31 protein-coding genes and 1 riboswitch are annotated in these 25,726 nt (G+C 34.4%); of the genes, 7 read left to right on the forward strand and 24 right to left on the reverse strand.

Going from position 1 to position 25,726, the window contains the following annotated elements; translation table 11 throughout:
• Positions 1-38 precede the first annotated feature (38 nt).
• From ACUN26_RS11875 to ACUN26_RS11890, 4 genes are all read right to left on the reverse strand, one after another.
• Positions 39-314, reverse strand: coding sequence for a TIGR04197 family type VII secretion effector (locus ACUN26_RS11875; protein WP_000503631.1), 276 nt, complete (start codon positions 312-314; stop codon positions 39-41).
• Positions 315-527: 213 nt separating this feature from the next.
• On the reverse strand, positions 528-821 hold the full coding sequence (locus ACUN26_RS11880) for a putative quinol monooxygenase (protein WP_000583803.1): 294 nt from the start codon (positions 819-821) through the stop codon (positions 528-530).
• Positions 822-867: 46 nt separating this feature from the next.
• The gene (locus ACUN26_RS11885; RefSeq protein ID WP_000185391.1) at positions 868-1,506 is read right to left on the reverse strand and encodes a nitroreductase family protein; all 639 of its coding nucleotides are present in this window, start codon (positions 1,504-1,506) and stop codon (positions 868-870) included.
• An 18-nt stretch (positions 1,507-1,524) separates the two neighbouring features.
• A complete protein-coding gene (locus ACUN26_RS11890) occupies positions 1,525-1,953 on the reverse strand; it encodes a MarR family winged helix-turn-helix transcriptional regulator (RefSeq protein WP_000204170.1) in 429 nt (142 codons plus the stop codon).
• A 264-nt stretch (positions 1,954-2,217) separates the two neighbouring features.
• On the opposite strand from ACUN26_RS11890, the gene ACUN26_RS11895 reads away from it, so the two are divergent.
• Positions 2,218-4,161, forward strand: coding sequence for an elongation factor G (locus ACUN26_RS11895; protein ID WP_000207785.1), 1,944 nt, complete (start codon positions 2,218-2,220; stop codon positions 4,159-4,161).
• Between the two features lie 51 nt (positions 4,162-4,212).
• Here the strand turns inward: ACUN26_RS11895 and ACUN26_RS11900 are convergent, their stop codons facing one another.
• Positions 4,213-4,857, reverse strand: a complete 645-nt coding sequence (locus tag ACUN26_RS11900) for an alpha/beta family hydrolase (RefSeq protein ID WP_000679122.1) — start codon at positions 4,855-4,857, stop codon at positions 4,213-4,215.
• Between the two features lie 20 nt (positions 4,858-4,877).
• The gene (locus ACUN26_RS11905; RefSeq protein ID WP_000366234.1) at positions 4,878-5,345 is read right to left on the reverse strand and encodes an NUDIX hydrolase; all 468 of its coding nucleotides are present in this window, start codon (positions 5,343-5,345) and stop codon (positions 4,878-4,880) included.
• 196 nt (positions 5,346-5,541) lie between these two features.
• Here ACUN26_RS11905 and ACUN26_RS11910 point away from each other — a divergent pair, with 196 nt between their 5' ends.
• Complete coding sequence (locus ACUN26_RS11910; protein ID WP_000449134.1) at positions 5,542-6,333, forward strand: DUF4240 domain-containing protein; 792 nt, start codon at positions 5,542-5,544, stop codon at positions 6,331-6,333.
• A gap of 61 nt (positions 6,334-6,394) precedes the next feature.
• Here the strand turns inward: ACUN26_RS11910 and ACUN26_RS11915 are convergent, their stop codons facing one another.
• Genes ACUN26_RS11915 through ACUN26_RS11925 form a run of 3 tightly spaced genes read right to left on the reverse strand, consistent with a single transcriptional unit; the run spans position 6,395 to position 8,450 of the window.
• Positions 6,395-6,826, reverse strand: a complete 432-nt coding sequence (locus ACUN26_RS11915) for an SMI1/KNR4 family protein (RefSeq protein WP_000265757.1) — start codon at positions 6,824-6,826, stop codon at positions 6,395-6,397.
• A 31-nt stretch (positions 6,827-6,857) separates the two neighbouring features.
• Positions 6,858-7,394, reverse strand: a complete 537-nt coding sequence (locus ACUN26_RS11920; RefSeq protein WP_000621041.1) for a hypothetical protein — start codon at positions 7,392-7,394, stop codon at positions 6,858-6,860.
• A 30-nt stretch (positions 7,395-7,424) separates the two neighbouring features.
• Positions 7,425-8,450 carry an SDR family oxidoreductase gene (locus ACUN26_RS11925; protein WP_000697711.1) on the reverse strand — a complete coding sequence of 342 codons (1,026 nt, stop codon included), beginning with the start codon at positions 8,448-8,450 and terminating at the stop codon, positions 7,425-7,427.
• Positions 8,451-8,619: 169 nt separating this feature from the next.
• Here ACUN26_RS11925 and ACUN26_RS11930 point away from each other — a divergent pair, with 169 nt between their 5' ends.
• Positions 8,620-9,375 (forward strand): CPBP family intramembrane glutamic endopeptidase, encoded by a 756-nt coding sequence (locus tag ACUN26_RS11930; protein WP_002038994.1) that lies wholly within the window; start codon positions 8,620-8,622, stop codon positions 9,373-9,375.
• Between the two features lie 183 nt (positions 9,376-9,558).
• Here ACUN26_RS11930 and ACUN26_RS11935 read toward each other — a convergent pair whose 3' ends face one another.
• The 4 genes from ACUN26_RS11935 to ACUN26_RS11950 are packed head-to-tail and all read right to left on the reverse strand — an operon-like array spanning position 9,559 to position 12,351.
• Positions 9,559-10,500 (reverse strand): serine hydrolase domain-containing protein, encoded by a 942-nt coding sequence (locus ACUN26_RS11935; RefSeq protein WP_000846445.1) that lies wholly within the window; start codon positions 10,498-10,500, stop codon positions 9,559-9,561.
• Positions 10,501-10,523: 23 nt separating this feature from the next.
• Complete coding sequence (locus ACUN26_RS11940; RefSeq protein ID WP_000446743.1) at positions 10,524-11,414, reverse strand: AraC family transcriptional regulator; 891 nt, start codon at positions 11,412-11,414, stop codon at positions 10,524-10,526.
• 47 nt (positions 11,415-11,461) lie between these two features.
• Positions 11,462-11,932, reverse strand: a complete 471-nt coding sequence (locus tag ACUN26_RS11945) for a GNAT family N-acetyltransferase (protein WP_001266068.1) — start codon at positions 11,930-11,932, stop codon at positions 11,462-11,464.
• A 17-nt stretch (positions 11,933-11,949) separates the two neighbouring features.
• On the reverse strand, positions 11,950-12,351 hold the full coding sequence (locus ACUN26_RS11950; RefSeq protein ID WP_002038991.1) for a DUF3980 domain-containing protein: 402 nt from the start codon (positions 12,349-12,351) through the stop codon (positions 11,950-11,952).
• Between the two features lie 96 nt (positions 12,352-12,447).
• Here ACUN26_RS11950 and ACUN26_RS11955 point away from each other — a divergent pair, with 96 nt between their 5' ends.
• Positions 12,448-12,900 carry an NUDIX hydrolase gene (locus ACUN26_RS11955; protein ID WP_000624014.1) on the forward strand — a complete coding sequence of 151 codons (453 nt, stop codon included), beginning with the start codon at positions 12,448-12,450 and terminating at the stop codon, positions 12,898-12,900.
• A 33-nt stretch (positions 12,901-12,933) separates the two neighbouring features.
• Here ACUN26_RS11955 and ACUN26_RS11960 read toward each other — a convergent pair whose 3' ends face one another.
• Positions 12,934-13,845: a DMT family transporter gene (locus ACUN26_RS11960; protein WP_000832950.1), complete on the reverse strand. Its 912-nt coding sequence runs from the start codon at positions 13,843-13,845 to the stop codon at positions 12,934-12,936.
• 124 nt (positions 13,846-13,969) lie between these two features.
• On the opposite strand from ACUN26_RS11960, the gene pdxR reads away from it, so the two are divergent.
• Both pdxR and ACUN26_RS11970 read left to right on the forward strand, forming a co-directional pair.
• Complete coding sequence (gene pdxR / locus ACUN26_RS11965; protein WP_000454944.1) at positions 13,970-15,412, forward strand: MocR-like pyridoxine biosynthesis transcription factor PdxR; 1,443 nt, start codon at positions 13,970-13,972, stop codon at positions 15,410-15,412.
• An 81-nt stretch (positions 15,413-15,493) separates the two neighbouring features.
• Positions 15,494-15,934: a YaiI/YqxD family protein gene (locus tag ACUN26_RS11970; RefSeq protein WP_000708763.1), complete on the forward strand. Its 441-nt coding sequence runs from the start codon at positions 15,494-15,496 to the stop codon at positions 15,932-15,934.
• A gap of 86 nt (positions 15,935-16,020) precedes the next feature.
• Here ACUN26_RS11970 and ACUN26_RS11975 read toward each other — a convergent pair whose 3' ends face one another.
• The 9 genes from ACUN26_RS11975 to ACUN26_RS12015 form a co-directional block, all read right to left on the reverse strand.
• Entirely contained in the window at positions 16,021-16,335 is a 315-nt protein-coding gene (locus ACUN26_RS11975) for a DUF3892 domain-containing protein (RefSeq protein ID WP_000368864.1), read from the reverse strand.
• Between the two features lie 62 nt (positions 16,336-16,397).
• The gene (locus ACUN26_RS11980) at positions 16,398-17,393 is read right to left on the reverse strand and encodes a sensor histidine kinase (protein ID WP_001049599.1); all 996 of its coding nucleotides are present in this window, start codon (positions 17,391-17,393) and stop codon (positions 16,398-16,400) included.
• On the reverse strand, positions 17,390-18,061 hold the full coding sequence (locus ACUN26_RS11985) for a response regulator transcription factor (RefSeq protein WP_000870356.1): 672 nt from the start codon (positions 18,059-18,061) through the stop codon (positions 17,390-17,392). Before ACUN26_RS11985 ends, ACUN26_RS11980 begins: the two co-directional genes overlap by 4 nt.
• Before the next feature lie 34 nt (positions 18,062-18,095).
• Positions 18,096-19,082: an alpha/beta fold hydrolase gene (locus ACUN26_RS11990; protein ID WP_000722104.1), complete on the reverse strand. Its 987-nt coding sequence runs from the start codon at positions 19,080-19,082 to the stop codon at positions 18,096-18,098.
• 105 nt (positions 19,083-19,187) lie between these two features.
• Positions 19,188-20,012, reverse strand: a complete 825-nt coding sequence (locus ACUN26_RS11995) for a DUF2785 domain-containing protein (RefSeq protein ID WP_001002764.1) — start codon at positions 20,010-20,012, stop codon at positions 19,188-19,190.
• Positions 20,013-20,141: 129 nt separating this feature from the next.
• Positions 20,142-20,813 (reverse strand): uridine kinase, encoded by a 672-nt coding sequence (locus ACUN26_RS12000; RefSeq protein WP_001080566.1) that lies wholly within the window; start codon positions 20,811-20,813, stop codon positions 20,142-20,144.
• 150 nt (positions 20,814-20,963) lie between these two features.
• Positions 20,964-21,707, reverse strand: coding sequence for a metallophosphoesterase family protein (locus ACUN26_RS12005; RefSeq protein ID WP_000357624.1), 744 nt, complete (start codon positions 21,705-21,707; stop codon positions 20,964-20,966).
• 13 nt (positions 21,708-21,720) lie between these two features.
• Positions 21,721-22,659: an aminoglycoside phosphotransferase family protein gene (locus tag ACUN26_RS12010; protein ID WP_002038986.1), complete on the reverse strand. Its 939-nt coding sequence runs from the start codon at positions 22,657-22,659 to the stop codon at positions 21,721-21,723.
• Between the two features lie 10 nt (positions 22,660-22,669).
• Positions 22,670-23,470 (reverse strand): VOC family protein, encoded by an 801-nt coding sequence (locus tag ACUN26_RS12015; protein ID WP_000943366.1) that lies wholly within the window; start codon positions 23,468-23,470, stop codon positions 22,670-22,672.
• 99 nt (positions 23,471-23,569) lie between these two features.
• Between ACUN26_RS12015 and ACUN26_RS12020 the strand changes: the two genes are divergently transcribed.
• Positions 23,570-24,580: a sulfite exporter TauE/SafE family protein gene (locus ACUN26_RS12020; RefSeq protein WP_033657358.1), complete on the forward strand. Its 1,011-nt coding sequence runs from the start codon at positions 23,570-23,572 to the stop codon at positions 24,578-24,580.
• Positions 24,581-24,620: 40 nt separating this feature from the next.
• Here ACUN26_RS12020 and ACUN26_RS12025 read toward each other — a convergent pair whose 3' ends face one another.
• On the reverse strand, positions 24,621-25,070 hold the full coding sequence (locus ACUN26_RS12025) for a GNAT family N-acetyltransferase (RefSeq protein WP_000764586.1): 450 nt from the start codon (positions 25,068-25,070) through the stop codon (positions 24,621-24,623).
• 386 nt (positions 25,071-25,456) lie between these two features.
• Positions 25,457-25,649, forward strand: a riboswitch (Lysine riboswitch).
• Positions 25,650-25,726: the final 77 nt, after the last annotated feature.

The following is a 25,726-nucleotide window of genomic DNA, read 5'->3' on the forward strand; positions in this document are numbered from 1 at the left end:
TTTCTCCCTACCTTTTCCCCTTTACGTAGGCTGTTACATTATTGAAAAGTCTTTTGAAGTCCTGTATCCATTTTCTCAAATTCATTTGCTACGGAATGGATATTATCAATTGTTTGTTGAAAAGCAGCACAAAATTGTTTCGTGATCTGCAAATTTTGTTGATTTGCTTCTTGTGCTTTGAAGTTCACAGATAGTGTAGTACGCGTTGCCTTATTTATAGAGCGACTAGTAGCACTTTGCATTCTATTTGAAGCAGTTCTCATTTTCGTTGCAAGTTGCGTTGCTCTATGCAAATTACTTTGAAATTCTCCCATCACTTACTCTCCTCTACCTTTTATCCACAAGAAAATTATACCATGGAAAAATATTCTAATAAACTGAATGTTCGAACTTGACATTCAATTCATCGATGTTAGTAAGGAGAAAAGCAACACTTATCTTTCAACATAACTGTTTCGAGAGTCGCTTCCACTTATACAAAAAAAGATGACCTCAGCCATTCGCTAAAGTCATCTTTTTCTAACTTATTATTTCACTAACTCTCCATTATAAGCTTTTATATCAAGCGGAGCAGTTAAAAATTGTGCTGCTTTACTAACGAAAGATGTGAAGTGTTCACTCGTATTATGGCTCGCAACTGCCGCTTCATCTTTCCATACTTCTACCATCGTATAAACACTTTCTTTTTCTGAATCTTTATATAAGTCATAAGATACATTTCCACTTTCTTCTCTTGAACCGTGAATGAGTGGCTGAATTTCTTCTAAAAATGCTTGTTGTTTCGCTGGATCTACTTGAAATATTGCGTGAATAATAATCATGGTGCTTCCCCTCTCATCTTTCACTTATTGAAGTTCTTTTATAAAATTATTTCCACTCTGCAACTTTTTCAATTGGAAGACGCACTGATTGGTAACCACTGTCAGCAGCTTTCCCGATTGAAATTAGCATTACTGGTACGTAGCGTTCTTTATCTAATCCGAAAGCTTCTGCAATTTGGTCTTTTTCAAATCCACCAATTGGACAAGTGTCATAACCGTGCGCACGAGCTGCTAGCATAAATTGCATCGCTACAAGACCACCATCAATTAATACTGTATCTTTCATTACTTCTGGTGTAACCATAGAGAAGTAAGCTGAAAGTTTTTTCATTTGATCTTCTTTTACTTCTGCTGGCATAAGTCCACGCTCTACTGCTGTACCGTAAATTTCTTCTGCGTTATCGAAGTTGTTTAAATCACCAAATAAAGCGATCATTGCTGAAGATGTTTCTACTTGAGATTGATTGAATTTCGCAAGTGGCGCAAGTGTTGCTTTCGCTTCGTCACTTTCAATCACTACGAATCTCCATGGTTGCATGTTTACTGAAGATGGTGCAAGTGTTGCTTCTGTAAGAATTTCTGTCATTTCTTCTTTGCTAATTTTCACTGAAGGGTCGTACTTACGAATTGAACGACGTCCTGTTAAAATTTCGTTAAAATCATTTGTTTTTACTGAGTTAGTCATAGTTGTATTCTCCCTTTTTTATAATTCTTTTATATTTTCTTGAATGTGATTTAAAATATTTAAAAGATTATCGCGTTCTTCCTCACTTAATCCTTTAAATGCAGATGCTGCAAAACGTTCTTTTTCCTCTTGAAACGCCTGAATTTTATTTCGTCCCTCTTCAGTAAGAGAAACTAACGTAATTCTGTTATCATCTGGATTTTTACGTCTTACAATCATTTCATTGGCCTCAAGCTGCTTTAAATGCCTTGTTATCGCAGCATTATCAATATTCACTTCTTGTTGAAGCGCTTTTTGACTAATTTCACCTACTTCATATAACTGAAGTATAAGCTCTAATCGAGACTGGCTCATACCCGTACACCCTTCAAACTTCGAACTTACTTCTTTATTTAGAAAGTGTAATTTATATAAAATAATCGCTTCTTTTGAGCATGAACTTGTCAAACTACCCCTCCTTTACATCCAAATCAAAAACATTTGATGTATCAATAGTTGATATGTCAATTAATATAATCTATATCGATTTAGAATGCAAGCATTTTGTTTTCATTCTATTTTTTCCAAAATAAGGCGCTTTGTAGCGTTACAAAAAATGTAAATTACATTATAATAGTAATAATTTAAATGACTGGAGTGTGATTGTAATGCGGCAATACACAAATAGAAATGAGGAAATGAAAATGGAAAATGAAATGAGGATATTTATATATGACAACAATAAATATAGGGATTGTCGCGCACGTAGACGCTGGCAAGACGAGTTTGACTGAGCGTATTCTTTATGAAACGAATGTGATTAAAGAAATTGGCCGAGTTGATAGTGGTAATACGCAAACTGACTCAATGGAATTAGAAAGACAGCGCGGAATTACAATTAAAGCATCTGTCGTTTCTTTCTGTATTGATGATGTAAAAGTAAATGTCATTGATACACCTGGACACGCTGATTTTATCGCTGAAGTGGAGCGATCATTCCGCGTTCTAGACGGTGCGATTTTAGTTATCTCTGCCGTTGAAGGTGTGCAAGCACAAACAAAAATTTTAATGCGAACATTACAGAAACTAAACATACCGACAATTTTATTCGTTAATAAAATTGATCGTAGTGGCGCAAACACTGAAAAAGTTATGAAACAAATAAAAGAGGTTCTTTCAAATGAAGCATTCCCCTTCTACTCTGTTCTAAACGAAGGAACGAAAGAAGCCCGGATCATTGAATACAAATCATATGACGATTGTATGGAACGAGTAGCACCATATAATGAAACGTTGCTTGAATCATATGTAAATAATGAAGTAGTACCCGACGTGCGATTAAGAAAAGAACTAGAAAAACAAATACAGCAAGCAAATGTGTATCCAATCTTTTTCGGCTCAGCAATGACAGGTATGGGAGTAACTGAACTACTTGAAAATATTTCAGCCCTAATTCCAGCTGAAATATCGGCACAAGATGGAACATTATCTGGTGTTGTGTTTAAAATCGAACGTGAATCTTCTGGTGAAAAAATCGCTTATGTAAGAGTTTTTTCTGGTAGTCTACACGTTAGAAAATATGTTGATATTCAGCGAAGTAAGTCTCAATCACATAAAGAAAAAATTAAAAAAATGTGCATGTTTCATAACGGAAATGCAGTTCAAGCTTCTACCGTTCCTAGCGGAGAATTTTGTAAAGTGTGGGGACTGAGTGATATTAAAATTGGTGATATTATTGGTGAACGGACGGATTATATAAAAGATATTCACTTTGCCGAACCGCAAATGGAAACTGCCATTGATGCAGTACCAAAAGAACGAATTCATGATTTATACGCTGCACTTATGGAACTATGCGAAGAAGATCCGCTCATTAAAGTGTGGAAAGACGATGTTCATAATGAACTATACATTCGCCTTTTCGGTGAGGTGCAAAAAGAAGTGATTGAAACGACACTTCATGAGAAATATAATTTACAGGTTACTTTTTCAAATACACGAGTTGTGTGTATTGAAAAACCAATTGGCATAGGAAATAGTGTTGAAGTAATGGGTGAAAAAGAGAATCCATTTTACGCAACAATCGGTTTCAAAGTTGAACGTGGGAAGCATAACTCTGGCATAACGTACAACTTAGGTGTTGAACTTGGATCACTACCTTTAGCATTTCATAAAGCGATTGAAGATACGGTATTTCAAACGTTAAAACAAGGTTTATACGGATGGGAAGTTACGGACATTATCGTCACGTTAACACATACTGGTTATGCAAGCCCTGTTACAACAGCGAGTGACTTTAGAAACTTAACACCGCTCGTTTTAATGGATGCTTTACAGCTAGCTGAAACATGTGTATTTGAGCCATTAAACGAATTTGAATTAACTGTACCAGAGCACGCAATTAGTACCGCAATGTATAAGCTCGCAGCCATTCCAGCAACTTTCACAGAACTTATATTGCATAATGATTCTTATCACTTAACTGGATCGTTACCTATTGCGAAAACAGAAAATTTTAAACAAATGCTCCATTCATTTACAGAAGGAGAAGGAATCTTTACAACGAAGCCAGCTGGTTTCACAAAGCTTACGGCCCCCTTCCCTACTCGAAAACGCGTTGACTTTAATCCGCTGAATCGAAAGGATTATTTGCTTCATGTGTTGAAGGCTTATTAAATAAAAAAGAGGTGCAAATTGCACCTCTTTTTGCATGTATTGAAACTTAAATTAGTTTGTCCTAACAACTTCTTTAAGTGTTTCTATTACTTTCGCTATAGCTTCAATTGAATTCTCTGTTTCATATTCCCCAACATGTAAAGAATGGTTTGCATTATTGACAATTTCAATCTTTAGATTCGAATGATCTAATTGCTCAATTTGATCTGCATTGTATTGATGATCTCTATCCCCAATTACCAACAGCCCTTCGTGTCGACTATGTAAGATAGAATCAAAAATCGAATTAAAAGTTAACAATGGTGTAAGTAATATCATTTTTGACTGTGAAAATTCTTCTCTCTTCATTAAATCATTCGCAATTGGAATTGTTCCAAGTGATTTTCCTAAAAACATCGAATCGTTGTATTGTCCACTTTTTAGCACTTCATTAATGATAGGGTTAATATCATCCATCATTACTTTCGTTACTACTTCCATTGGTTTTTCCATTAATTGTCCATCGTAGGAATAATGAATATATACTACATCTATTTTATGTTCAAGCATTAACATTGTTGCATAATAAAATAAAGGCTTGTCATAATTATAGCCTGAACCTGAGAACATAAAGCATACCGCACTGGAACCCTTTTCGATATGTGTGTAACGAATGACTTTATCATCTATATGTATCTCTTTTTTAGTCCCCTTCACCGTTTTCCCTCCAGATACGTTTACTTTTGTAAAACGATATGTTCTGTCTGAACTGGTAAATCCTTTACTTTCTCTTTTATAAACGCTGGCTGTAAGTTGTATGCATCTAACTCTTCTATCGGCACCCACTTAAACATATATGTTCTATCCTCTTCATTCAGAATATATTGATCTGCCCCATTTGCAGGTAATTCTTTCAGCTCTACTTCATAGTAAAAACTAATTTCATGGAACTTTCGCTCAGAAAGTGTAAAGAAATTTTCTACTGACCATATTAATCTCTTTACTTCAATTGGAACAGCTAGTTCTTCAGCAAGCTCTCGTTTTAACGCATCTTCACTATTTTCTAGCATTTTCACTCTTCCGCCTGGTACATACCAAAAATCTTCACCGTCACCTTGCAGAATGAGTATTTTATTATCATGTTTACAAATTGCTCCGACTCGGTAATTAAAACATGTTTCCTCTACTTTAAACGTAAGGTCCATCCCGAATTCCCCCTATTTATTAAATATCGAATTATTGCAAAACAATTATGTAATTACTGTAAAGATAAGGTTACTAAATTTATCCACTTCATTCAATCATTTTCGAATTTTCCAAACGCTTATTTTTCATCATTACAAGTGTATATACATATGTTACAATCACATTGCATACTAGAAAAATATGATGGGGGTACGAATGGAAACGTTATTAATCCAGCAAACTGAGAAATCAAATAAGTTTTGGAAAATCGTTGTGAAAGAAAGCGACTACGTTGTGTTTTACGGGAAAATTGGCACAGCTGGTAGCGTGAAAGCGAAAGAGTTTGAAACAGAAGAAGAGTGCATAAAAGAAGCTAACAAACTAGTTGCTTCCAAACGTAAAAAAGGATATACAGACCCGTGCCCTGGGGAAGATTATATAAAAGAAAAAACGATAACAGAAGAAGAATTTTGGGGGCTACTCGCTCGCGCTAAAACGAAAGGTGAAGACCAGGAAGAACAAATAGAATGGCTTACTTCTCATCTCTCTAAGCGTACAGTACATGAAATTGTTGCTTTTGATACACATATGCATCATATATTAAAAGCTTCCTATACATCTCGCTTATGGGCAGCAGCCTATATTATTTTAGGCGGTTGTTCGGATGATTGTTTTGATTATTTCCGCGGGTGGTTATTATATCAAGGAAAAGAAACTTACGAAGCGTGTATTGAAGATCCAGAACGGTTAATACATGTATTAGAAAATTTGAGTGAGTATGACGTACCAAACATTGAAGAACTTTCTCTATATTTCGGTTTCACTGTATATGCAGAAAAAACTGGAGATGAAGAAGACACTTACTTTACACTTTACCATGTACTAACTGATGAAAGAGCTCATAATGACGACATTGAATTCGACTGGGATCAAGATGACGAAGAAGGTCTGAAAAAGATGTTTCCTAAGCTGTGGGAACTGTACGGAGAAGAACCGATTGAGTGGTAGATTTACATACGAAAAACGCCTTGTTTTTTTAGTAACAAGGCGTTTTTTATTGATACTATGTTTAAATTGTTATCTTCCCACTCTCCCACCACTCCATAAAAGGCTTTAAAGAAGGAGCAATCCACGTTCTACTATCATTTTCATGATTCCACACATATATATCATCTCTTTGTACCATTCCATTCAAAATAGAATAGCCAAACAAATCACCATTTCCGCCATCAGCAAAAAATAATAAACAGTCAAAAGGCATATATAAATCTTTAAAATCCACTATATTTCTCATATTCATATTTTCAGTTTTAATTTTTGAAGCTGACCATATAAAGTCCCCGTACTCACCTTCTATACCGTTTGTTTCCTGTAATAATTGATATAACTCATTAGGTAACTCCACGTGTAACCATTTTTGTATATCAGCAAGTTCATCCTTCGTTGCTGGGTTTTTCATACTTAAGTTTAAAGAAATACTTCGAATGATATTTTTCCACATAACCTTTTATCCTTCCTATAGTCCTTCATGTTCAATCAAGTTTATACCAATAATCAAATTGGGTATGTACTTGGATTATATATGTTATTATCTCTGGATCACTAGGTTGTTTTTCCTTCTTTTTATCTCTAATATCATATTCATTTACATAACGAGTATCTCCTATCTTATCTCGGTAATAATTCCCCTTTTCGGTTTCTACTACTGTACTATCATCTAAAAAATAGAGCTGAATTTCTACACCAGCCTCGTTAGAATTTGGATACTTTAACTTCCCTTTTTTTTGATAGAATGAGATTACTTCTGCCTTCGATTGCTTCGTTTCTATAACACGATTCGCTACCACTTCCCAATATCCGCCATTTGCTAATTCAATCCAATTCTTCTCATCTGCTTCATAATCTTTAATTAGCTTACTATCCAAAGGCATCGGCAATTGAAAAAATTCAGAAGAAAAGGAATGAGAGATATACCACGTACTATTTCCTACGAGAATGACCGTTAGCAAGAGCATTATAACTGTTGAAATTGTCGTCCTTTTTCTAACCTTTTTTAATTGACGTATCATATTTCTCTCCATTCCTATTATCTATAAAAACTATCCATTCCACTTTTCTAATAATTCTTTCTCCCTTTCAACTGAAATACCTGCCTTTAATCCCCTCTCTTTCATTTCATTCACCCAGTCATACACATCTGTAACAGTATCTTCTAATCTTCTAAAAGTAAGCCCTGCTTTAACAGCATTCTCAATACTAATAGAAAATCCACCTTTCCACGGCTTCGTTTCCCCTTCTAATGGAAAAGTTTCCGGAAGCCATAAAGGCATCTCTGTCCAAGGCTGTACTTTATGTTCCTTCATAAAAGATTCATCGACCCAAACGAATTCAGCATCACTATTCGTAACCTTTTTACACGTATTTAATAGCTCTTCCATCGTCAATTCATCATTTGGACCTGTTATATTGAATGTACCGGCTTTATTATTTTCTACCATGTTTAGTCCAAAGCTTGCGACGTCTTTTATATCAACTAATTGCACTGGACGATCTTTTCTTCCTGGTACTAACACTTTCCCGCCCTTTGCTACACGCTGAACCCAGTATGGAAGGCGATCTGTATAATCAAACATTCCCGAAAGAAGTCCTGCTCTTACATGTAAAACACGCCCCGGCCAATAATTCTCTGCTTCTTTTTCACATAATACCTTTAGCGCACCATAATGCTCATAAGGCGATATTTCACCATTCTCTACAGCCTTTATCCGATCACTTGTTGGTTCAGGTTGTAATATATAGTCTTCTTTTATATGATGCAGAATCCAATCTTTATATACGGAAAGGCTTGAGATGAATATATAATGCTTTACATTATCTTTTAATACTTCGCCAACATTCCGAATATGGTGCGGAGAAAACCCACACGTATCTATGACAACGTCCCATTTTCGATTTTCTAAACTTGAGACATCATTATTTCTGTCACCGATTAACTGCTCTACTTCAGGAAAAATTTCTTTATTTGTTCCGCGATTAAATAATGTAACTTCATGCCCTCTTTTTAAAGCCTCTTCTACAAAAGCTCTTCCTAAAAATCGCGTACCACCTAGAATTAAAATCTTCATAGTTCTCCCCCATTCGTGATTGAAAATCCTTTCTTTTGTTAAACGAATTTTTGTTGTGAAAAGTTACGGGATTGGTCTAACTTTTTCCACAAGTTCAACATATGTAATTTCCATTTCATATATAATTAAAATATCGGATATTTGATTAATCACTTATACATGTAAGTAGGTGAAAAATATAAATAGAAATATAGTTTATCATTCAACTCTATGTATTTATTTTCTTACATCGTTTGTATATATCATCTTACTGAACATAGAAAATGGTCGTAATTATTTAGGGTTTACGATGGTTATTCCGCTTTTAGCTGCTATTTTATATCAGAAATTATATAAGAAACAAAAAATGGTTCATACATTTGGAATTTCACGTCCAAAAATAAAACCATTAATTTTCTCCATATTATTGCCACTACTTCTAGGGCTATGTCTACATTTCTATTTTTATATTTATAATATAAAATTCTTATTTAATCATTGTAATGAATTGGGATTTTTCCTACTCATTGGTCTTACAATTGCTGCTTTGTCTGCATTTTTAGAAGAAATCATATGGCGCGGAAATTTTCATTACCATTTACGAAAAAAATATTCATTAAAACAAACAGCAATCATTACTGCATCGCTTTGGTCTTTATGGCATTTACCAGTATCAATCTTTTATAAAAACTATGAATTATGGTTTGTAGGAATATTAAGCTATCTCTCGTTATTATTTATTTTATCTATAATTTTGACGTATACGAGAGAGTATAGCCATTCTGTGATAACACCTGCAATTTCACATGGCATGTTCAATGTATTTTATTTAACAGATGGAGTAGAAACAAAATGCGATATTAGCCTAATGGAATTAGTTAAATTTAGCTTGCTGGCAATTGTGTTTTGCATGATTTATCTAATACATAGAAAAGTTAAAAAATAGTTAAAAGTACCTAAACAAATTATAAAGTACTTCAACACCTTGCAATTATTCAATAATCGTATAGGTGTTGAAGTTTTCTAACTATAGTTGAACAACTTTGTTCTCACAACACTTATTTCAATCATGGAGAATATAACAAGTATAACTTAACCTTTTATTCTTATTTTTATAAAAATAACCATATTAATCTTTTAAATAAGGAAATATGGACTCTTTAATTAACTTCCATCTATCCTCTGCATTCGGTATGACTTCAGAAGCAATCACCACAACCAATTCCTTCTCCGGTACACAACAAATCACATTTCCACCATCGCCCATGGCACAGTATGAAAAGATACCACCCTCTTCTCGTAACCACCATAAGTAACCATATCGATTTGGATTCATCGCCGTTGATTCTTGTATCCACGACTTTGAAAGAATTTGCTTTCTATTATAAGTACCTTCATTCAAATACAAACGTCCAAACTTAGCCATATCCCTAACCGTTAACGTCAGTCCCCATCCGCCAGTTGTAATATCGTTTGGATCGTGAACCCATCCTTTTACATCTTTTCCGAATAAGTCATCAAATCCAAATGCTTTCATATTGTAGTTTGGAATTTCTCTCATACCGAGTGGCTGAAATAGCTGTTCATTCGCAAATTCACGCGCACTTTTTCCTGTTGCACTCGAAATAATTGCTGATAGTACATGTGCTCCTGCAGAAGAATATTTAAAAGATCCAATTTCTCCGCCGTTCCCCATTCTATTAAGTGTATACTGTACCCAATTCTGTTGTGTGCATAGTTCTTCTAACGGTTCCTGCCAGTCTACAAAAGGATATGGAGCTGTCATTGTAAGTAGGTGTCGCACTGTTACTTCTGATGACTTAACGTTATATTCAGGAAAAAACTCTATTACTTTTTGATCAACACTTTTTATATAGCCTTTATCTATACATATCCCAATGAGCGCAGAGATTACCGTTTTTGTGACAGACGCTACATGGTATGCATCATCTGGACCGTAACCATTATAATAGTTTTCAAAAACAACATTACCTTTATGCACTACTAACATACCGTTTATATTTTTATAGTCTTCTTTTATCTTGTAATCCAACTCTTCAAAAGTTTTCATCATTTTTCCCCCTTAATCTATGATTAAAAAGGTTCGATCGGTACATATATATCCACTATATGTTTATGTTCTGGATGCTTTCTTGGATCATTTCTATATACTTCAAAAGGATACGCATCTCTCGGTTTATATCCGCTATTTGGGAGCCATTCGCCGTATAAAAAGTCCCATGCACCTTTATATTCATCTTGACGTATTTCAAAATGGCCTACCGCATATTTCCCTGAAGGTATTACCATTATTCCAATATCACTCGTTCCTACTGCGGATTCATCTGGAATTGTTATACATAAACTTGTTCTTAAATGATAGTCCTCAGTAAATTCATGATGGTCATGGTAAATTGTTAATACTTTCGTATCCCCAAATATATGATAGTTTTGCTCCGCTGCATAACGAAATAATTTCTCTATCATTTTTGGAAAAACTATAGTTAACTCTTCATATGTACCGATATGTCTTATGTATGCGACGTTTCTATCGTCCGCTGTTACAATTTCAACATTTCCTCGAACCTTCTTACATTCATTGTATTGAGAAGGTTCACTTACGTCTTTGCAATTCTTGCTATTGTAGTTTCGATATTGAGATGGACTTACTCCGTAATAATTTTTAAATGTACGGGAGAAAACTGCTGAATCTGTGAAACCGAAGTGATACGCAATGTCTGTGATCGTCATATCCGGACGATATGTAATAAGGTGAGTTGCCCTTTCTAGTTTCAAGCGATTTACATACCGAGATAACGGCTCATCTACTATCCCTTTAAAAATTCTATGAAAATGAAACTTTGAAAATCCTGCTACATCGGCTAACGCTTCAATTGAAAGTGCATCATTTATATGTAATTCTATATAATCTTGCACTTTATAGATGCGACGTAAGTACTCATCTTTACTTTGAACACTCTCCATATACTTTCCTCCTCACAACAAAAAGGCTAACTTCGCGCTAGCCTACTTTACACATGTTTTAAAAATAAAACTCTACTCCCGCCATTCCCATCATAATTTGTATGTACGGATACACCTTCTATTTCATCATCCCCAGCCTCAATTCGAAAGCCGATTTCTTGATGAAATAGTATCGATTTTTTATTTACTGGTGACGTGATTGCTTTTACAACTTTACGGTTGCTTGCACGAGTGACATCAAAGAAATAAGAATACAATGTCGATGCAATTCCTTTTCTTCTATATTTCGGATTGACACCGATAAAATGAACGTACGCTTCCTCTTTATGTGTTTGTGAAAAGAATCCGCATAAGAAACCTAACGTTTCGCCATCTTCTTCAATGATAAAACTCGTTTCTTGAAAATGAACGAAAAATAATTTTGGCAACATAGCAGCCATGTCTCTCCCGCCCCACCATTCATTTAAAACAGAATGAATCTTTACATAATCTTCCCCTTGGATGTTTCTTACTCGCATATGTTTCTCCCTCTCACTCACTTCATTTTTTCATAAATTTTAATGACTGTTTCTACTAATAGGATGAATACCCATATCCCGCAAAATACAAGAACAGACTGGAATATCGATCCAATTATCATAACACCAACTGCACCTGTTATTGAAAATGTTATTCCGCCAAGTCCTGGATCCTGTATAAGTGCTCCGGCAGAAAAAGCTGTTATAATAGATACGATTAAATAAATAACACTCATTATTTTTAATATTTTTATAGAAAGATAAGAATTTTGTCCTTTCTCCACTTGTGATAATTCGATTTCCCCGCTCGCAATTCCTTTTTGAAGACAATCTTCACACAAAAATTCTTCCTTAATTTTTTTACCCCCATGTATTGTACCCGTTATATCTTTACACCTTGAACATTTTCGATTTATCATTTTGATATCACTCCAATCAACAAGGATTACCTTAATACAATTCGTCATTTACCTTATTATCCCTTTTATGTATTTTATAGAGAAAGGTCGTGTTTTATGATTTCAAAGCTTACATTTGGTTCTAAAAATCCCACTGTTCATTATGTATTACAGCCTAGTTGCTATGCGGTTATTTTCCATTCATCTTCTTTAATGATTGCTGTTATCCAAAAAGGAGACCGTTACTTTTTACCTGGTGGCGGTATGGAAGGTAATGAAACAAAAGAAGAATGTTTGCACCGCGAACTACTAGAGGAATTAGGATGGACAATTGAAATTAATCAATATATTGGTAATGCAGCTCGATATTTTTATGCAGAAAAGGAAGATACATATTATTTGAATGATGGGTTCTTTTATATTACAAACATGGTGCAGAAACAAACTGAAAACTGTGAGGAGGATCATGTTCTAAGGTGGATATCTCCATTGCATGCTGTAGAATTTCTACTTCATGATCATCAAAAATGGGCCATTGAACAAGCTCTTTTATTACGAAAACAAAAATGATCTCCTTCTATATGAAAGAGATCATTTTTACTGTTAACTTACTTTTTTCAAATTGAGAGCTGGCTTTTTGATTCCGCCTTTTTTTACAACATATAAACCCACAAATATTATAAGTCCGCCAACAAGTTGCATCATATTGATTTGCTCTCCAATTGTTACAGCTGCAAAGATCACTGCGAATAATGGTACGAGATACATATAAACCATTACTTTTGTTGAGCCTATTTTACTAATGCCGACATACCACATCGCAAGTCCGAAGATTGTCGCAAAGATGATTGAATATGCTAGTGAACCCCAGCTTGGCATGTCTACTGGCCACGTTAATGTGTTTACGTTGAATAAACAATATATAACTAGTGGTACAATTCCAATTAATGTAGACCATGATGTAACTCTCATTGCAGAGTATTTTGTAATAAGAGGTTGTGCTAAAATTGGATACCATCCCCACGCAATTGCTGCGACTAATCCAATTATATTTCCAAGCCACGCATACTCGTAAGTAGCTCCTCCTGTATGCCCTGTTAATAAAACGAATGCTGCACCAATAAACGCTACTATTGAACCAATTTGTACTTTCATCGAAAAACGTTCTTGTTTGTGTAATACCGCTAATATCCCTGTAAAAATAGGTGACATCGCAATTAATAATGAGGCGTTCGTTGCTGAAGTATATTTCACAGATAACATAAACATCGTTTGATACATTGTCGTTCCAACGATGCCGACTGCTACTAATCGTAACCAATCATTTCTTTCAATACGTAATGAGCGTTCCATTAAAAATGTAATAAGTAATAATACCGGTGATGCTACTAAAAATCGTAAACTATTAAATTGAATGGATGACATAAATGCCACGCCATACTTTCCAATTGTATAATTTGCTCCCCATACTAATGCTACTGATACTAGGAGCCATTCCATTTGCCATCTTTTCATCCGAATCTCCCCTTCCATATTTAGCATAGTAAAATTGGCTGGATATAACACCGTCCAATTGGCTGTTTTTTTACCCAGCCAATTTGCTATACTGGATTTATATAAAAGATACGGAGGCATTTTTATGGAATGGAAGCTAGATAGTGACAGTAAAATCCCTATTTATCAGCAAGTTGTTGACTTTATTGAAAAACGTATTACATATGGAGAACTTCCTCCAGGTAGCTTCCTCCCTTCCGAACGGAAATTAGCTACACAGTTAAATGTAAACCGAAGTACAGTAACGACTGCTTATAATGAACTACGTGCTATGGGAATTGTAGAAAGTACAACTGGTAAAGGTACACGTGTAAGTACACATATGTGGGGTGTTTCTCCAACATTAACACCAAACTGGAGAAACTTCGTAGAAGGTGGTACGTTTTTACCAAACTTACCGTTACTTCGCCATATTCGGGCAGAAGTACAACAAAATGAAAATATGATAGATTTTGCAAACGGAGAACTCGGTTGTAATCTCTATCCTCATGATCAACTACAAGCGATTTTACGAGAACAACCGTTAACGCATTCATTAAGTTATGATCACCCGCAAGGTTATCTCCCATTAAGACAAGCGGTAGTAAAATATATGAAGGAATATTTAAAAGTGGAAGCGACTGAACAATCCATTATGATTACATCCGGCGCTCAACAAGCACTTCATCTTATCGTACAATGTTTATTAAATCCAGGTGATGCTGTTGCTTTCGAAAGTCCTTCACACTGTTATTCCCTGCCTCTATTCCAATCAGCAGGTATTCGTATTTTCCCATTACCTGTCGATGAACATGGGATTAACCCAGATGATGTACAGGAGTTATATAGAAAACACCGTATTAAAATGATCTTTTTAAATCCAAATTTCCAAAACCCTACGGGAACGATGCTTCATCCAAACCGTAGAAAAAAACTATTATCACTTTGCGCAGATTTACGAATTGCAATCGTTGAAGATGATCCATCCAGCTTGCTTACGTTAGAAAAGAAACAACCTTGCCCTACTTTGAAATCGATTGATGAAAATGGAACAGTCATTTATGTACATTCCTTATCAAAGATGATTGCACCAGGATTACGAGTCGGCTGGCTCGTCGCCCCGCAGTCTGTAGTAGAAAGGTTATCCGACGCAAGGCATCAAATGGAATTAGGTATGAGCATTTTCCCGCAGTGGCTTATGCAGCAATTTTTCGAAACCGTACCATTTCAGTCTCATATCGTACCGTTACGAAAACAATTATTGGAAAAAAGAGACGTTATCGTTCGCGCCTTAAATGAGCAACTTCACGACAAAATCTCTTTTTCTAATCCTACTGGTGGTATATACATATGGGGAAAATTAAAAGAATCGATAAACGAAAAACAACTTATTATGCAAAGTTTAAAACAAGAAATCGCCTTTATGCCCGGTAGTATTTTCGGTGCGAAAGATGGTTATATTCGTTTATCTTATGGAAAAGTGAATATTAATCAAATTGAGGAAGGTATTTCTCGTTTGCGAGAAGCTATTTTAGTTTGTGGAAAATGACTTTACATAAAGCTTTATCGTTTGACAAAAGAAAAATCTACCATTATTATCAACACGAACCTAGTTATAGGAGTGATAAAAATGAAAATTTACGTTGATGCAGATGCTTGTCCTGTAAAAGATGTAATTATTTTTGAAGCTACGAATGCAGAAATCCCTGTAACCCTCGTTACTAGCTTTTCTCATTATTCTAATGCGGAACAACCAAAAGGTGTGGAAACAATATATGTTGATTCCGGAGCAGATGCTGCAGATTACCGAATTATGCAATTAGCAAAAAAAGAAGATTTAATCGTAACACAAGATTATGGTCTTGCTTCGCTTGCATTAGCAAAAGGCTGTATCGTTCTACACCATAAAGGCTATAAGTATACGAATGATAACATTGAACAATTGTTACAAACACGATATTTAAGTGCAATGGTTCGAAAAAGTGGTAAGCGTACAAAGGGACCGAAACCATTTACAGCAGAAGATAAAGAGAAATTTAGAGAGCTCTTTAAAAGTATAATTTCACTTTAGAAATGAACCTTCTATTTGTAGGGAAAGCTTTGTAACAAAAAGAAGAGAATATCAAAATGAACATTCTCTTCTTGGAGTTTACCCGTTTAAAATGATGGTAAATTATCTAAGTTATTTTCCTTTATACCATCAGGTTCACTACGTATAATATCTCTGCCATACTTATGAAATACGTCCACATGAGCTAACTTCCCTGATTTTGCTTCACTAAGAGCAGTCATATAATCTAACTCTCTCCCGCTACTTGTTTTAAACGCTATTAAATCACCATCATCATTTTTACGAACGGCAACAATTTGTTCTGCTCCTGAATTGACTTCATTGTCTACTTCAAATTGAGCTTGCTCTTCTCCTTGATGTAAGTAATCATTATAAACTTTTTCAAAGTCTTTATTGTCCATAACATTCACCTCCAACACATTTTTTAGTATGGTTGGGAGGTGTTGGTTTTATGTAATTTGCTCTAAACTTTTGTATTTTCAAATGAAAACATAGTACCCTCACTATTTGATTGTAAAGTGTATTTTATATCGAACATCTTTGATATATCTTCAATATTTTTCAAACCAAGTCCTGTACCTTTACTATTTATATCAAACCCAATCCCATTATCTCTAAAGGAAACAATATCTTCATCTATAATAATTTTGAGTTTTTTAGCTTTTGAATGTTTAAGGACATTTTGAAAAATATTATCAAATAACCTTTGAATCCATAACTCATTACTATTCCATATCAACTCTTTATCTTGTGGATTATATACTAATTCAATTTTATGAATGCTATACAAATAGCTCCATTTTTTAATCATATTTTCTATTAAATTATGTATATTCACTTCATCATTCACAATATAAGTATTCTCTAAGGTCTCTGTAGATTGAATATTAAATTCGTTAGTTAAATCACTTATATATTGTATCTGCTCATACAGTGATTCAAGTACTGGCGCTTGTGCTTTGTATTCGCCTTCTAAATAATATAATTGTAATCTAACTGCAGTTAAGGGTGTATTAATATCATGCCGTAATTTATTTAATAGCTCTTTTTTTATTTGTTCCTGTTGTTGTAGTTCTAATTCTCGATAAGTTGTTCTTTCTATAAGCAGGTTTACTGACCTAATCAGTTCTCCCATCTCATCATCACTTTTGACATCTATTATATTAGGGATTTTTTTATCACTAGCTAAATCTCGAATCGTTTGATTTAATACATTAATTTTATTTAATAATGAGTTTATCGATTTTGAAAATACAAAAGCTAATACTAATAGTAATAATAAAAATATGATTAACATAGTAGGATATGCAAAGGATTCGTGAAAAGGAATGTTCTGATTTTTAGTTTTAAAGGCAACATTATAAATAACTGATACAAAAATACTAATCGACAACAATAACAGAGGTACGCTAACAATAGCGGAGAATAGTAGTAACTGATATTTTTTTTTTAAGTTCATTTCTTCATATAGGTATTTAGTCTATACCCTTCTCCATAAATATTTTGAATAATATCACCTGTTTTATCATCAATTTTGGTTCTGATTTTCTTTATATGTACGTTCATGATATTTTGATTTCTATCTTCGAGTTGCCATAGGTAATCATAGAAGTGTTCTTTAGATAAAGTTCTATCTCTATTTTCATATAAATAGAAGAATATTTTTCGTTCAATTGCTGTAAAAGCAACTTCATTACGCAAATCATTAATAAAAACTCTTTTATATTCTGCATCTATAAATAAATGGTTAATTTGCGTGAACGTACCATATTGATTATCTAACATTTTCTGAATCCTTAACAACAACTCTCTAGGGTCAAAAGGTTTTATCATGTATTCTTCTCCAATAGTCAAACCTTTTAGTTTACTATCCATATCATTCCTTGCTGATAGAAATATAATTGGAATATTTAATCCTAGATTTTTTATTTTCTTTGTAATTTGATAACCATCTTCGCCTGGTAACATAACATCCATTACGACTAAATCTATTTCATGAATTATATCAAGAACTTTCCTTCCCTCTTTCTCCCAACACACATTATACTTCTCACGCTGTAAAATTTTTTGTAATAAATCTCCTATAATCAAATCGTCTTCAACAATTAATATGTTATATACTTTCATTATGTAAGCCTTTCATCGCTAAAGTTACAATTGTTTAGTTCTTCACTACTTTATTCTTAACAAAATCCATAGCAATTTTGTATATTTCATCAGGAGCATATAAATAAATACTATGTGTACCTTCAATTATTTTTACATCAGCTATTAATAACTTGCTAGCAAACTCCTTATAATCTTCGTTTTTTTGCTTTGTATACTTCGAATCTTTATATTGCCTAGCAATCGCATCTATAAATAACATAGGTGTTTCTTTTGGGATCGATAAAGAATTTGATTTTTTACCGTTATTGTAGCTTTGTAAAAGTTCTTGCTTCATATCATCATTAAAAGCCCTCTTATACGTAAGCGCTTTATAAATATCTTTTTCCTGTTCGTTTAAAAAGGATTGACGAATGACTTCGGGATTATAAGTAATAGAGGGAGCTAATCTCTGAAAACCAATTTTCGTTAAAATATTCATCCCTTTTATTTTTAATGAATCAACCATACCTATTTTATGAGTTACGTACTGTTTAGGTAAACCAATATCTAACGCAATAATCCCTTTTACTTCACTTGGATATTTTTGTGCCCAATAAATAGCCTCTATACCCGATAGAGAGTGTGGTATTAAAATGTAAGGTGGTTTATTTCCACTTCGAATAAGCGCTTCTCTCGTTTGTTCTAATATCGTATCAATATCTCTATCATCTTGAAAAACATCACTGTATCCATAACCAGCTCTCTCAATTACAGAAATCTTGTTTTCTTTTGAAAATTCACTATATAAGCCTTTCAATTCATACACAGGAGCGGCAATTCCAGATCCGGCCATAAATACAAACGTCTCCTCCCCGCTCCCCTCATTATAAACATTCACTTTTTTATTATTGAAATTAATAAGTTTACCTTTATTGTTCATTAATTTCGATTCCATTTTTAATTGATAGTTATGATATATGAATACAGCGCCAGTTCCAAGAAAAATCATACTAATACAAACAAAAAATATTATCTTTCCTATCTTCAATATTTTTTTCATTTGACACCCCTTTCAGCCTATACTGAAAGGGTACAATGTAAAAATAAATTTCTAATAAATTTTTCAATATTAATATCTACTTATTTTTTCTAAGTATGGACCTTTTTAATACCTACGTGCTTCCTTCAAAGTCTCCAATATATCATCTGTAAAGGCATTGCTTCCCTCCTTCTCTAAAGCTATGAAATATAAACTTCTTAGGAAAGTTCTAATATTTTGTACTAAAATAGCATGCTGTGGATGTCGGATGTCTTCAACAGTTGCTATACTATGTAGCCAATTGCTCCACTCTTCTTCAGTTAATAGATTTTGGCTACGTAAAGACATAATTGGCTTTACTAATCTCTCATCCTCAAAGTGTACATATACGTAATCATTCAATCGTACCTTCTGACGAACGGCAGCTAGTATTGCATATGAAAACTCACGATTTCGTATTGTACGTGCTAAAGCATCTAGCGCATCAGCCGCATGCGCTGTAGAATGTGCCCAGCCTTTTCCTTCTATGTAGCCTCTTACATCTTCTTCTAAATATACATATTCCAGTACTTGTTCTGCCACACTGTACAGTTGTTCTTCAGATAACAGCGGTTCTCTTTCATGAACAGATAAAATAAGTGGTGGAATTAAAACGGAGAACGCGCGTTTAAACACAGAGTCTGTTCCTTTTTCTCCAATTTTATAAAATAAATAATCAGGACTAATTGCTTGTAGCATTAATCCTCGTAACTCTTTTTGTCTAAATACATCATTTGTAATCCATGTGTGAAGCGTACTATAAATCAAATCATCGCGTAATTCAGCATCTGGTGATCCGATATAATCTAGCATCCACTGTGCATATGGATATGCGTCCACATCCTCTGGTACAGCATAATTATTATGTTTAATTTGTTGTAGTTCTTCTTTTAATTCTAGTATTTCATTCATTATATTTCCTGTCCCCTTTTTACGTTTTTTAATTGCCTTATCCCCTATTGTTCACTTCATAAAATTAATTTCATTATACAAGAATTATAACAACAAATATAAGGCTATACATATATTTGTTGTTATGTATTACGTTCTTTCATGAAATATAACTTCTGGATTTTCTAAATCACTATTCCGAAATACAACATCCGCACACTCTTTCGGATTATGCTCATCTATATACATCTTACAGGCCGCATGATACCTATTCAAAAACATCTTCTCTGCTTCTTCATAACTTCCAAAAGCCTCAGTCTCGCGCTCTGCACCACGTTTTCTCGCAATCTCAAAATCTGTATCTACGAAAATTTTATAGTCAAATAAATGCGCAACGTCTTTTTTCAATAGAAACGTTCCATCTACTATTAATACCATATTTTGCAGGGCTACTAGCGGTTCATTCTGTACAGGCATATCCGTTACTAAGTTATGAGAAATCGTTTCATATTGTAAATTCCCGTTAGGTCCTAAAGGATTTAATAACCTTTCTTTGAAAGCTGTATAATCGTGTGCATCTTCATAATACCCTCTTGCTGATTCTTTGCCTTGCGTATAACGAATCACTCTTGGATTATGAAAATCATCAATGCTGGCGCGTGTTACTGGTAAACCTCGTTTTTTTATTTCTTCCGCTAGTTCGTTTGCAAATGTTGTTTTTCCTGATGCTGTAATACCACTTACTCCAACTCTTGTTGGATAGGTTAAGTTTAGCTTTACAATATGATCTGCAATTTCTTTGATTCGTTGTTTTCGGTTCATGATATCTCCCTTTATAATTAGTTTACATAATATAATTATAAGTAATAATCCGTGTCACTATTTGTCGGTAAATCGATATCCTTTGTCGAATCGTTGATATATTTTAAGTTATGATAGATATATTTGAAAAATCGTTGATATATTATTAGCTTACTTCCCCTTAAACCCTCGATATAAAGCAGTCCGTAATTCTTGTTTGTATTCTTCAATTTCTGGCATATCGAGTTCTTCTGCTAGTCTGATAGCTAATTCAATATCATACGGTACACGTACGAGTTGAATAGAAAAGCTTGCGGCTTCTTTTTCATTGTACGTTCCTTCAAAGATTAAATAGGATGCTTGTGTAATTTCAAGAGGATTTCCTACACTACCAGCGTTACATAACGTTTTCCCTCTGAAATTTTGAACGAACGCTTGGTGAACGTCACCATAGCAAACGACATCTGGTTTTCTTTCCCCTTCTATATTTTCCGTCAGATCACTATTTTCGAACATACTAATACGTTCTTCTCTTGAAGCGTGTGGTTGAATTCTTTCATATAAACTTCTCGGTGAAGCGTGAAACATACGAATGAGTTTTCCGCTCATAAAAAATTCGATCGAAAATGGTAAGCTTCTTAAATAGTCATTTTGTTCTTCTGATAATTGTTTTTGATGCCATTTTAATGCTTCAAATTCAGTCGGTTTTGTAATGAAATCATCCCAATTCCCCATTACAACGCCTTCGCATTCTTTACGAATGATTTCAATTACTTCGCTTGAATGAGGGCCTTTTCCTACTAAATCTCCAAGACAAATAATGCGCTCGATTCCTCTTAATTTAATATCTTTCAGCACAGATTCTAATGCCGGAATATTACCATGAATATCTGAAATTACCGCTATTTTATCCAAATGAATCCCTCCGTTATTTATTTTTCATTATATCCATATGATAGGATTGATACCATCTTGGAACATAGGACGAAAAATGATTATGTTCTTCTAAAATTCCATTTAGTCTTTCCTTCATATCATCTACTAGGTGCGGTGTGCTTCGGTTTGTCCAAACGATATCAGCCGGGAATGTCATTGCTGCATATAAGGAGTACAGCTGCCAAAAGTGAAGTGACGGTTCGCCTCCGCAATAACCGTGAACTTGTCCAACCGCAAATGGTTTGCTTATTCTTGTAGTAAAAATCGCTACATTATAAAAATCGTGTATTGGATCGCCAAAATCATATCCACCAAAATCGATAACGATAAACTCCTTGTTATGAATCATACTATTTGCTGGATGGAAATCATCGTGTAAAAATGTGATTGGACGATTTTTTAATAAGTCTTTATGGTTTTCTACAAAGGTTAATACTGGCTTCAAATCCAGAAAATTCACCTCGTAGTCTGCTAGTGCCTCTATGTATCTTTCGTATTTATTCCATCTAAATGTTTCCCATTTATTACTTGCACTTTCTCTTTCAATTGAGTGAATTCTCCTTAATACTTCTCCTGCTTTTCTTCCTACATCATACTGTTCTTCCACCGATAACTTCCGTAAGCTCTCTTCACCATTTACTCCGTCAATCCATTCAAATACTTGAACACATTTATTTAATTCTTCAAGTTTTATAAAATGAATTAACTTGGGCGTTGGAATATGTAATAACTCTATTTGTTTCATATACGTATATTCTTCTAGTTTTCGTTCATAATTAGCAGAATCACACACTTTTACAAAATACGTTTCACGATTCTCTAGTTCAATTTTATATTTTTCCTCATGCGAAAAACCTTTTGTAATGGCTATACATTTTACAATACAGGGCCACTCTAGTTTTCTTTCTATCTCTCTTACTATTTCTTCCAAAACATCCCCTCTATTCATATATGTACAAACTACCTAACACTTCATACTCTCGTTTATTCTCCCCTTTAAACTCCACTGCAAAAGGATATTCACCATTCCTAATCAAGTGTTCTTTCACTAGCCCTTCCCCAATCGGTTCACAAAACTGTACATGAATGTCACCAAACGCTACACTTTGGCACTCAGCATTCCATTTTTCATTTTTTGTGACTGAACTTGCAGTTAGCCCCATTACTTCTTTCCACTTTCGCACTGTGTCTCGAACGTTTTTCACTGCATAATGGATCACTTCAATGTGTTGCACTTTGTTTTTATGTTCCGTGATCGTCCCTATGTTGCGTAAGTCGTTTCTTCTTTCTTCATCGGTTTCATTCCACTGTATAAAAAAAGGTAATCTCGGCCCGCTTTCTTCTTGCTTTACAAATAACATTTTCCATTCTAAAAGCCGACCATCTTTTCTCATACGTTTCCCTTCAAATGGTCCTATTGTTTGTAAACCGTATTTACTAAATTTATCTGCTAATTCTTCAATGGCATCTGTTCGAATTGCAATTTGTAGCATTCCTTCTCCATTTTGTAATTTCACCACCGTTTCTTGTACTAATGGATTTTCTGCTTCTTTCGCTTTTTCTTCATGCTGCACAGCTAAAAATTCTATGTATGATAAATCAAAATAACATAAACTATTCCAAGTTCCCCAAGTAGTATGCTCTCCGCCTAATACAGTATGAAATCCACTCGCTTGCATTTGTTTTGCTGCTTCCTTCGGTGTACAAGGCACTGCGTGAACGAGATGATCAAATCGTAACATAGTCCTTCTCCCCTTTCTCTCCATCCTTTTATTGTATATTTTATTTTTCTTTCATTCAATTCAAAAAACTTCAAAACCTAGTTGATTTATATGATTAATATGTATTATAATGAAACAAATTTAATTATTGCTGATTGGAAAAACCAAAGGCACTTTTCTCATACGGGAAAAGTGCTTTTTTCATTTATTATTACAGGGGGATTATTTATGCAGAAATTAATTGTCTTTGCTATTATTGGATTTTTCGCTCAATTGATTGATGGGGCACTTGGAATGGCGTATGGGGTAACATCTACCTCACTATTATTAATGTTTGGTATTGCACCAGCTGTAGCATCCGCATCTGTTCACTTAGCTGAAGTCGTTACAACCGCAGCTTCTGGTGCATCGCACATCAAATTTGGAAACGTTGATAAATATACAGTTTCCAGATTAACATTACCCGGAGCAATTGGGGCATTTGTTGGGGCATGTTTTTTAAGTAATTTACCTGGCGATGTGATTAAACCGTACATTTCAATATTTTTATTCACTTTAGGCGTTTATATTTTATTACGATTCATTATTCAAAAACAAATTGTTACTTCCAAAAAGCGTATGTCTGCCAAACAACTTGTGCCACTCGGCTTATTCGCTGGATTCGTCGATTCAACTGGTGGCGGTGGCTGGGGTCCAATTACGACACCTGTACTGCTAGCAAGAGGAAATGAAGCTAGAAAAGTTATTGGATCTGTAGATACGAGTGAGTTTCCTGTTTCGCTCGCTGCAACAATTGGTTTCTTCATCTCACTTGGCTGGGAACAAGTAAGCTGGGTTTGGGTATTCGCCTTAATGCTTGGCGGTATTGTCGCAGCTCCAATTGCCGCATGGTTAGTACGTATCGTTCCACCTCATTTACTTGGGGTATTAGTTGGTGGCCTTATTATCTTTACGAATATTCGTACACTACTTACAACATTTAAAGTGGATCCAACTATTATTTCACTTTCTTACGTGGCAGTTGGTCTTGTCGTTATTATTTCTATTTTCATTGCTGTCCGTAATCATTCCAATCGTTCTAGCCCATCAACAGGCGGCTATCCGAAAGATCAAAAACAAATGCTACCATAATGATAAAAAATGCCGCTCGAACTATATCGAGCGGTATTTTTTATTTTTCTATTTTCCAATTAATCATCGTATCTGTTGTATCTACTCTCTTCATATGTAATTTCTCTAATACACGAATCGAACTAGCATTTTCAAGGAGTGTCTCCGCAATAATTGTATCTACCTTTCCTGTCTGGAAAGCCCACTTTATTAATTCATCTACAGATTCTGTAGCATACCCTTTATTCCAATATTTCTCAATAAAACCGTAACCAATTTCTACTGTACGTTTCTCGTTCGGTTTCCCTTTAAATCCTATATCCCCTAGTACGATGTCATCTTCTTTTCGAATGACATACCACGCACCCCAAGGTAATAAAGCTGCGTCTTGTTTTACACTTTCTACATGCCCTGCAATATGCGGGCCGCTATTGTATCCTTGATTCTTCGCAATCTGAACCCATTCTTCCGTACACGGGATAATATGTAATCTTTCTGTTTCTAATTTCATAACGATGTCCCCTTTTTAATTAAACAGTACTTCAATTTTACTACAAAAAAGAAAGAATATTCAATCTTTTAATTTGCACATATGTTTTTTCTTTAGAACAAAATAAAAGAAGTGATACCCTTCAATCGTTATGTCGAATTATATTTTCTGAATTTTCTTTTAATTTTAAAGGGTTTTTCATTATTTTTTGCGAAACATTTGTATAACAATTTTTTCTTTGTTTATTGCTACATAATAGTAGGTTCGGGTGGAGTTATGCAAGCGTTTCCTATACAATAACCGATATTTTTTGACTTTTCCTAACAAAATTCCTTGCAATATATTCAGAAACTCATTACAATTGCCATATATTAAATATCTTAGCAATATATAAATCCTCATCAATCCGATGAGGTAGAGGTTGCGACTTTTAAAAGTAAAACGGACGAGACACAGAGAATGTCACTGACTCCGTTTGAAAGGAAAAGTTGCCGAAGTTTGTATTTCTTCTCTGGAAGTATGAGCTGGGGCTGTCTCCGAAAGGAACAGAACTGTCACGTTTACAAAATTACCGTGTAAACGTGGGGTGCTATCTTAACGGAAGGGTATGATGGGGTGGTTATTTGTGAAACGTTCCGCCTAATTCCTTTGGCGGTTTTTTGTATTTTTCTCCCCCG

The sequence above is a fragment of the Bacillus sp. WC2503 genome (assembly GCF_052682895.1).

Bases quoted from the DNA above. Each gene is read 5' to 3' on its own strand.
- ACUN26_RS11885 (WP_000185391.1), bottom strand. From the start codon at position 1,506: ATGACTAACTCAGTAAAAACAAATGATTTTAACGAAATTTTAACAGGA.
- ACUN26_RS11985 (WP_000870356.1), bottom strand. From the start codon at position 18,061: ATGAAAGTATATAACATATTAATTGTTGAAGACGATTTGATTATAGGA.
- ACUN26_RS11940 (WP_000446743.1), bottom strand. From the start codon at position 11,414: ATGGAGAGTGTTCAAAGTAAAGATGAGTACTTACGTCGCATCTATAAA.
- ACUN26_RS12025 (WP_000764586.1), bottom strand. From the start codon at position 25,070: ATGAAATTAGAAACAGAAAGATTACATATTATCCCGTGTACGGAAGAA.
- ACUN26_RS11955 (WP_000624014.1), top strand. From the start codon at position 12,448: ATGATTTCAAAGCTTACATTTGGTTCTAAAAATCCCACTGTTCATTAT.
- ACUN26_RS11980 (WP_001049599.1), bottom strand. From the start codon at position 17,393: ATGAACTTAAAAAAAAAATATCAGTTACTACTATTCTCCGCTATTGTT.
- ACUN26_RS11995 (WP_001002764.1), bottom strand. From the start codon at position 20,012: ATGAATGAAATACTAGAATTAAAAGAAGAACTACAACAAATTAAACAT.
- pdxR (WP_000454944.1), top strand. From the start codon at position 13,970: ATGGAATGGAAGCTAGATAGTGACAGTAAAATCCCTATTTATCAGCAA.
- ACUN26_RS12015 (WP_000943366.1), bottom strand. From the start codon at position 23,470: ATGTTACGATTTGATCATCTCGTTCACGCAGTGCCTTGTACACCGAAG.
- ACUN26_RS11970 (WP_000708763.1), top strand. From the start codon at position 15,494: ATGAAAATTTACGTTGATGCAGATGCTTGTCCTGTAAAAGATGTAATT.
- ACUN26_RS11910 (WP_000449134.1), top strand. From the start codon at position 5,542: ATGGAAACGTTATTAATCCAGCAAACTGAGAAATCAAATAAGTTTTGG.
- ACUN26_RS11880 (WP_000583803.1), bottom strand. From the start codon at position 821: ATGATTATTATTCACGCAATATTTCAAGTAGATCCAGCGAAACAACAA.
- ACUN26_RS11950 (WP_002038991.1), bottom strand. From the start codon at position 12,351: ATGATAAATCGAAAATGTTCAAGGTGTAAAGATATAACGGGTACAATA.
- ACUN26_RS11975 (WP_000368864.1), bottom strand. From the start codon at position 16,335: ATGGACAATAAAGACTTTGAAAAAGTTTATAATGATTACTTACATCAA.
- ACUN26_RS11935 (WP_000846445.1), bottom strand. From the start codon at position 10,500: ATGAAAACTTTTGAAGAGTTGGATTACAAGATAAAAGAAGACTATAAA.
- ACUN26_RS11895 (WP_000207785.1), top strand. From the start codon at position 2,218: ATGACAACAATAAATATAGGGATTGTCGCGCACGTAGACGCTGGCAAG.
- ACUN26_RS12020 (WP_033657358.1), top strand. From the start codon at position 23,570: ATGTATTATAATGAAACAAATTTAATTATTGCTGATTGGAAAAACCAA.
- ACUN26_RS11960 (WP_000832950.1), bottom strand. From the start codon at position 13,845: ATGAAAAGATGGCAAATGGAATGGCTCCTAGTATCAGTAGCATTAGTA.
- ACUN26_RS11990 (WP_000722104.1), bottom strand. From the start codon at position 19,082: ATGAAAAAAATATTGAAGATAGGAAAGATAATATTTTTTGTTTGTATT.
- ACUN26_RS11915 (WP_000265757.1), bottom strand. From the start codon at position 6,826: ATGTGGAAAAATATCATTCGAAGTATTTCTTTAAACTTAAGTATGAAA.
- ACUN26_RS11905 (WP_000366234.1), bottom strand. From the start codon at position 5,345: ATGGACCTTACGTTTAAAGTAGAGGAAACATGTTTTAATTACCGAGTC.
- ACUN26_RS12000 (WP_001080566.1), bottom strand. From the start codon at position 20,813: ATGAACCGAAAACAACGAATCAAAGAAATTGCAGATCATATTGTAAAG.
- ACUN26_RS11920 (WP_000621041.1), bottom strand. From the start codon at position 7,394: ATGATACGTCAATTAAAAAAGGTTAGAAAAAGGACGACAATTTCAACA.
- ACUN26_RS11875 (WP_000503631.1), bottom strand. From the start codon at position 314: ATGGGAGAATTTCAAAGTAATTTGCATAGAGCAACGCAACTTGCAACG.
- ACUN26_RS11945 (WP_001266068.1), bottom strand. From the start codon at position 11,932: ATGCGAGTAAGAAACATCCAAGGGGAAGATTATGTAAAGATTCATTCT.
- ACUN26_RS11925 (WP_000697711.1), bottom strand. From the start codon at position 8,450: ATGAAGATTTTAATTCTAGGTGGTACGCGATTTTTAGGAAGAGCTTTT.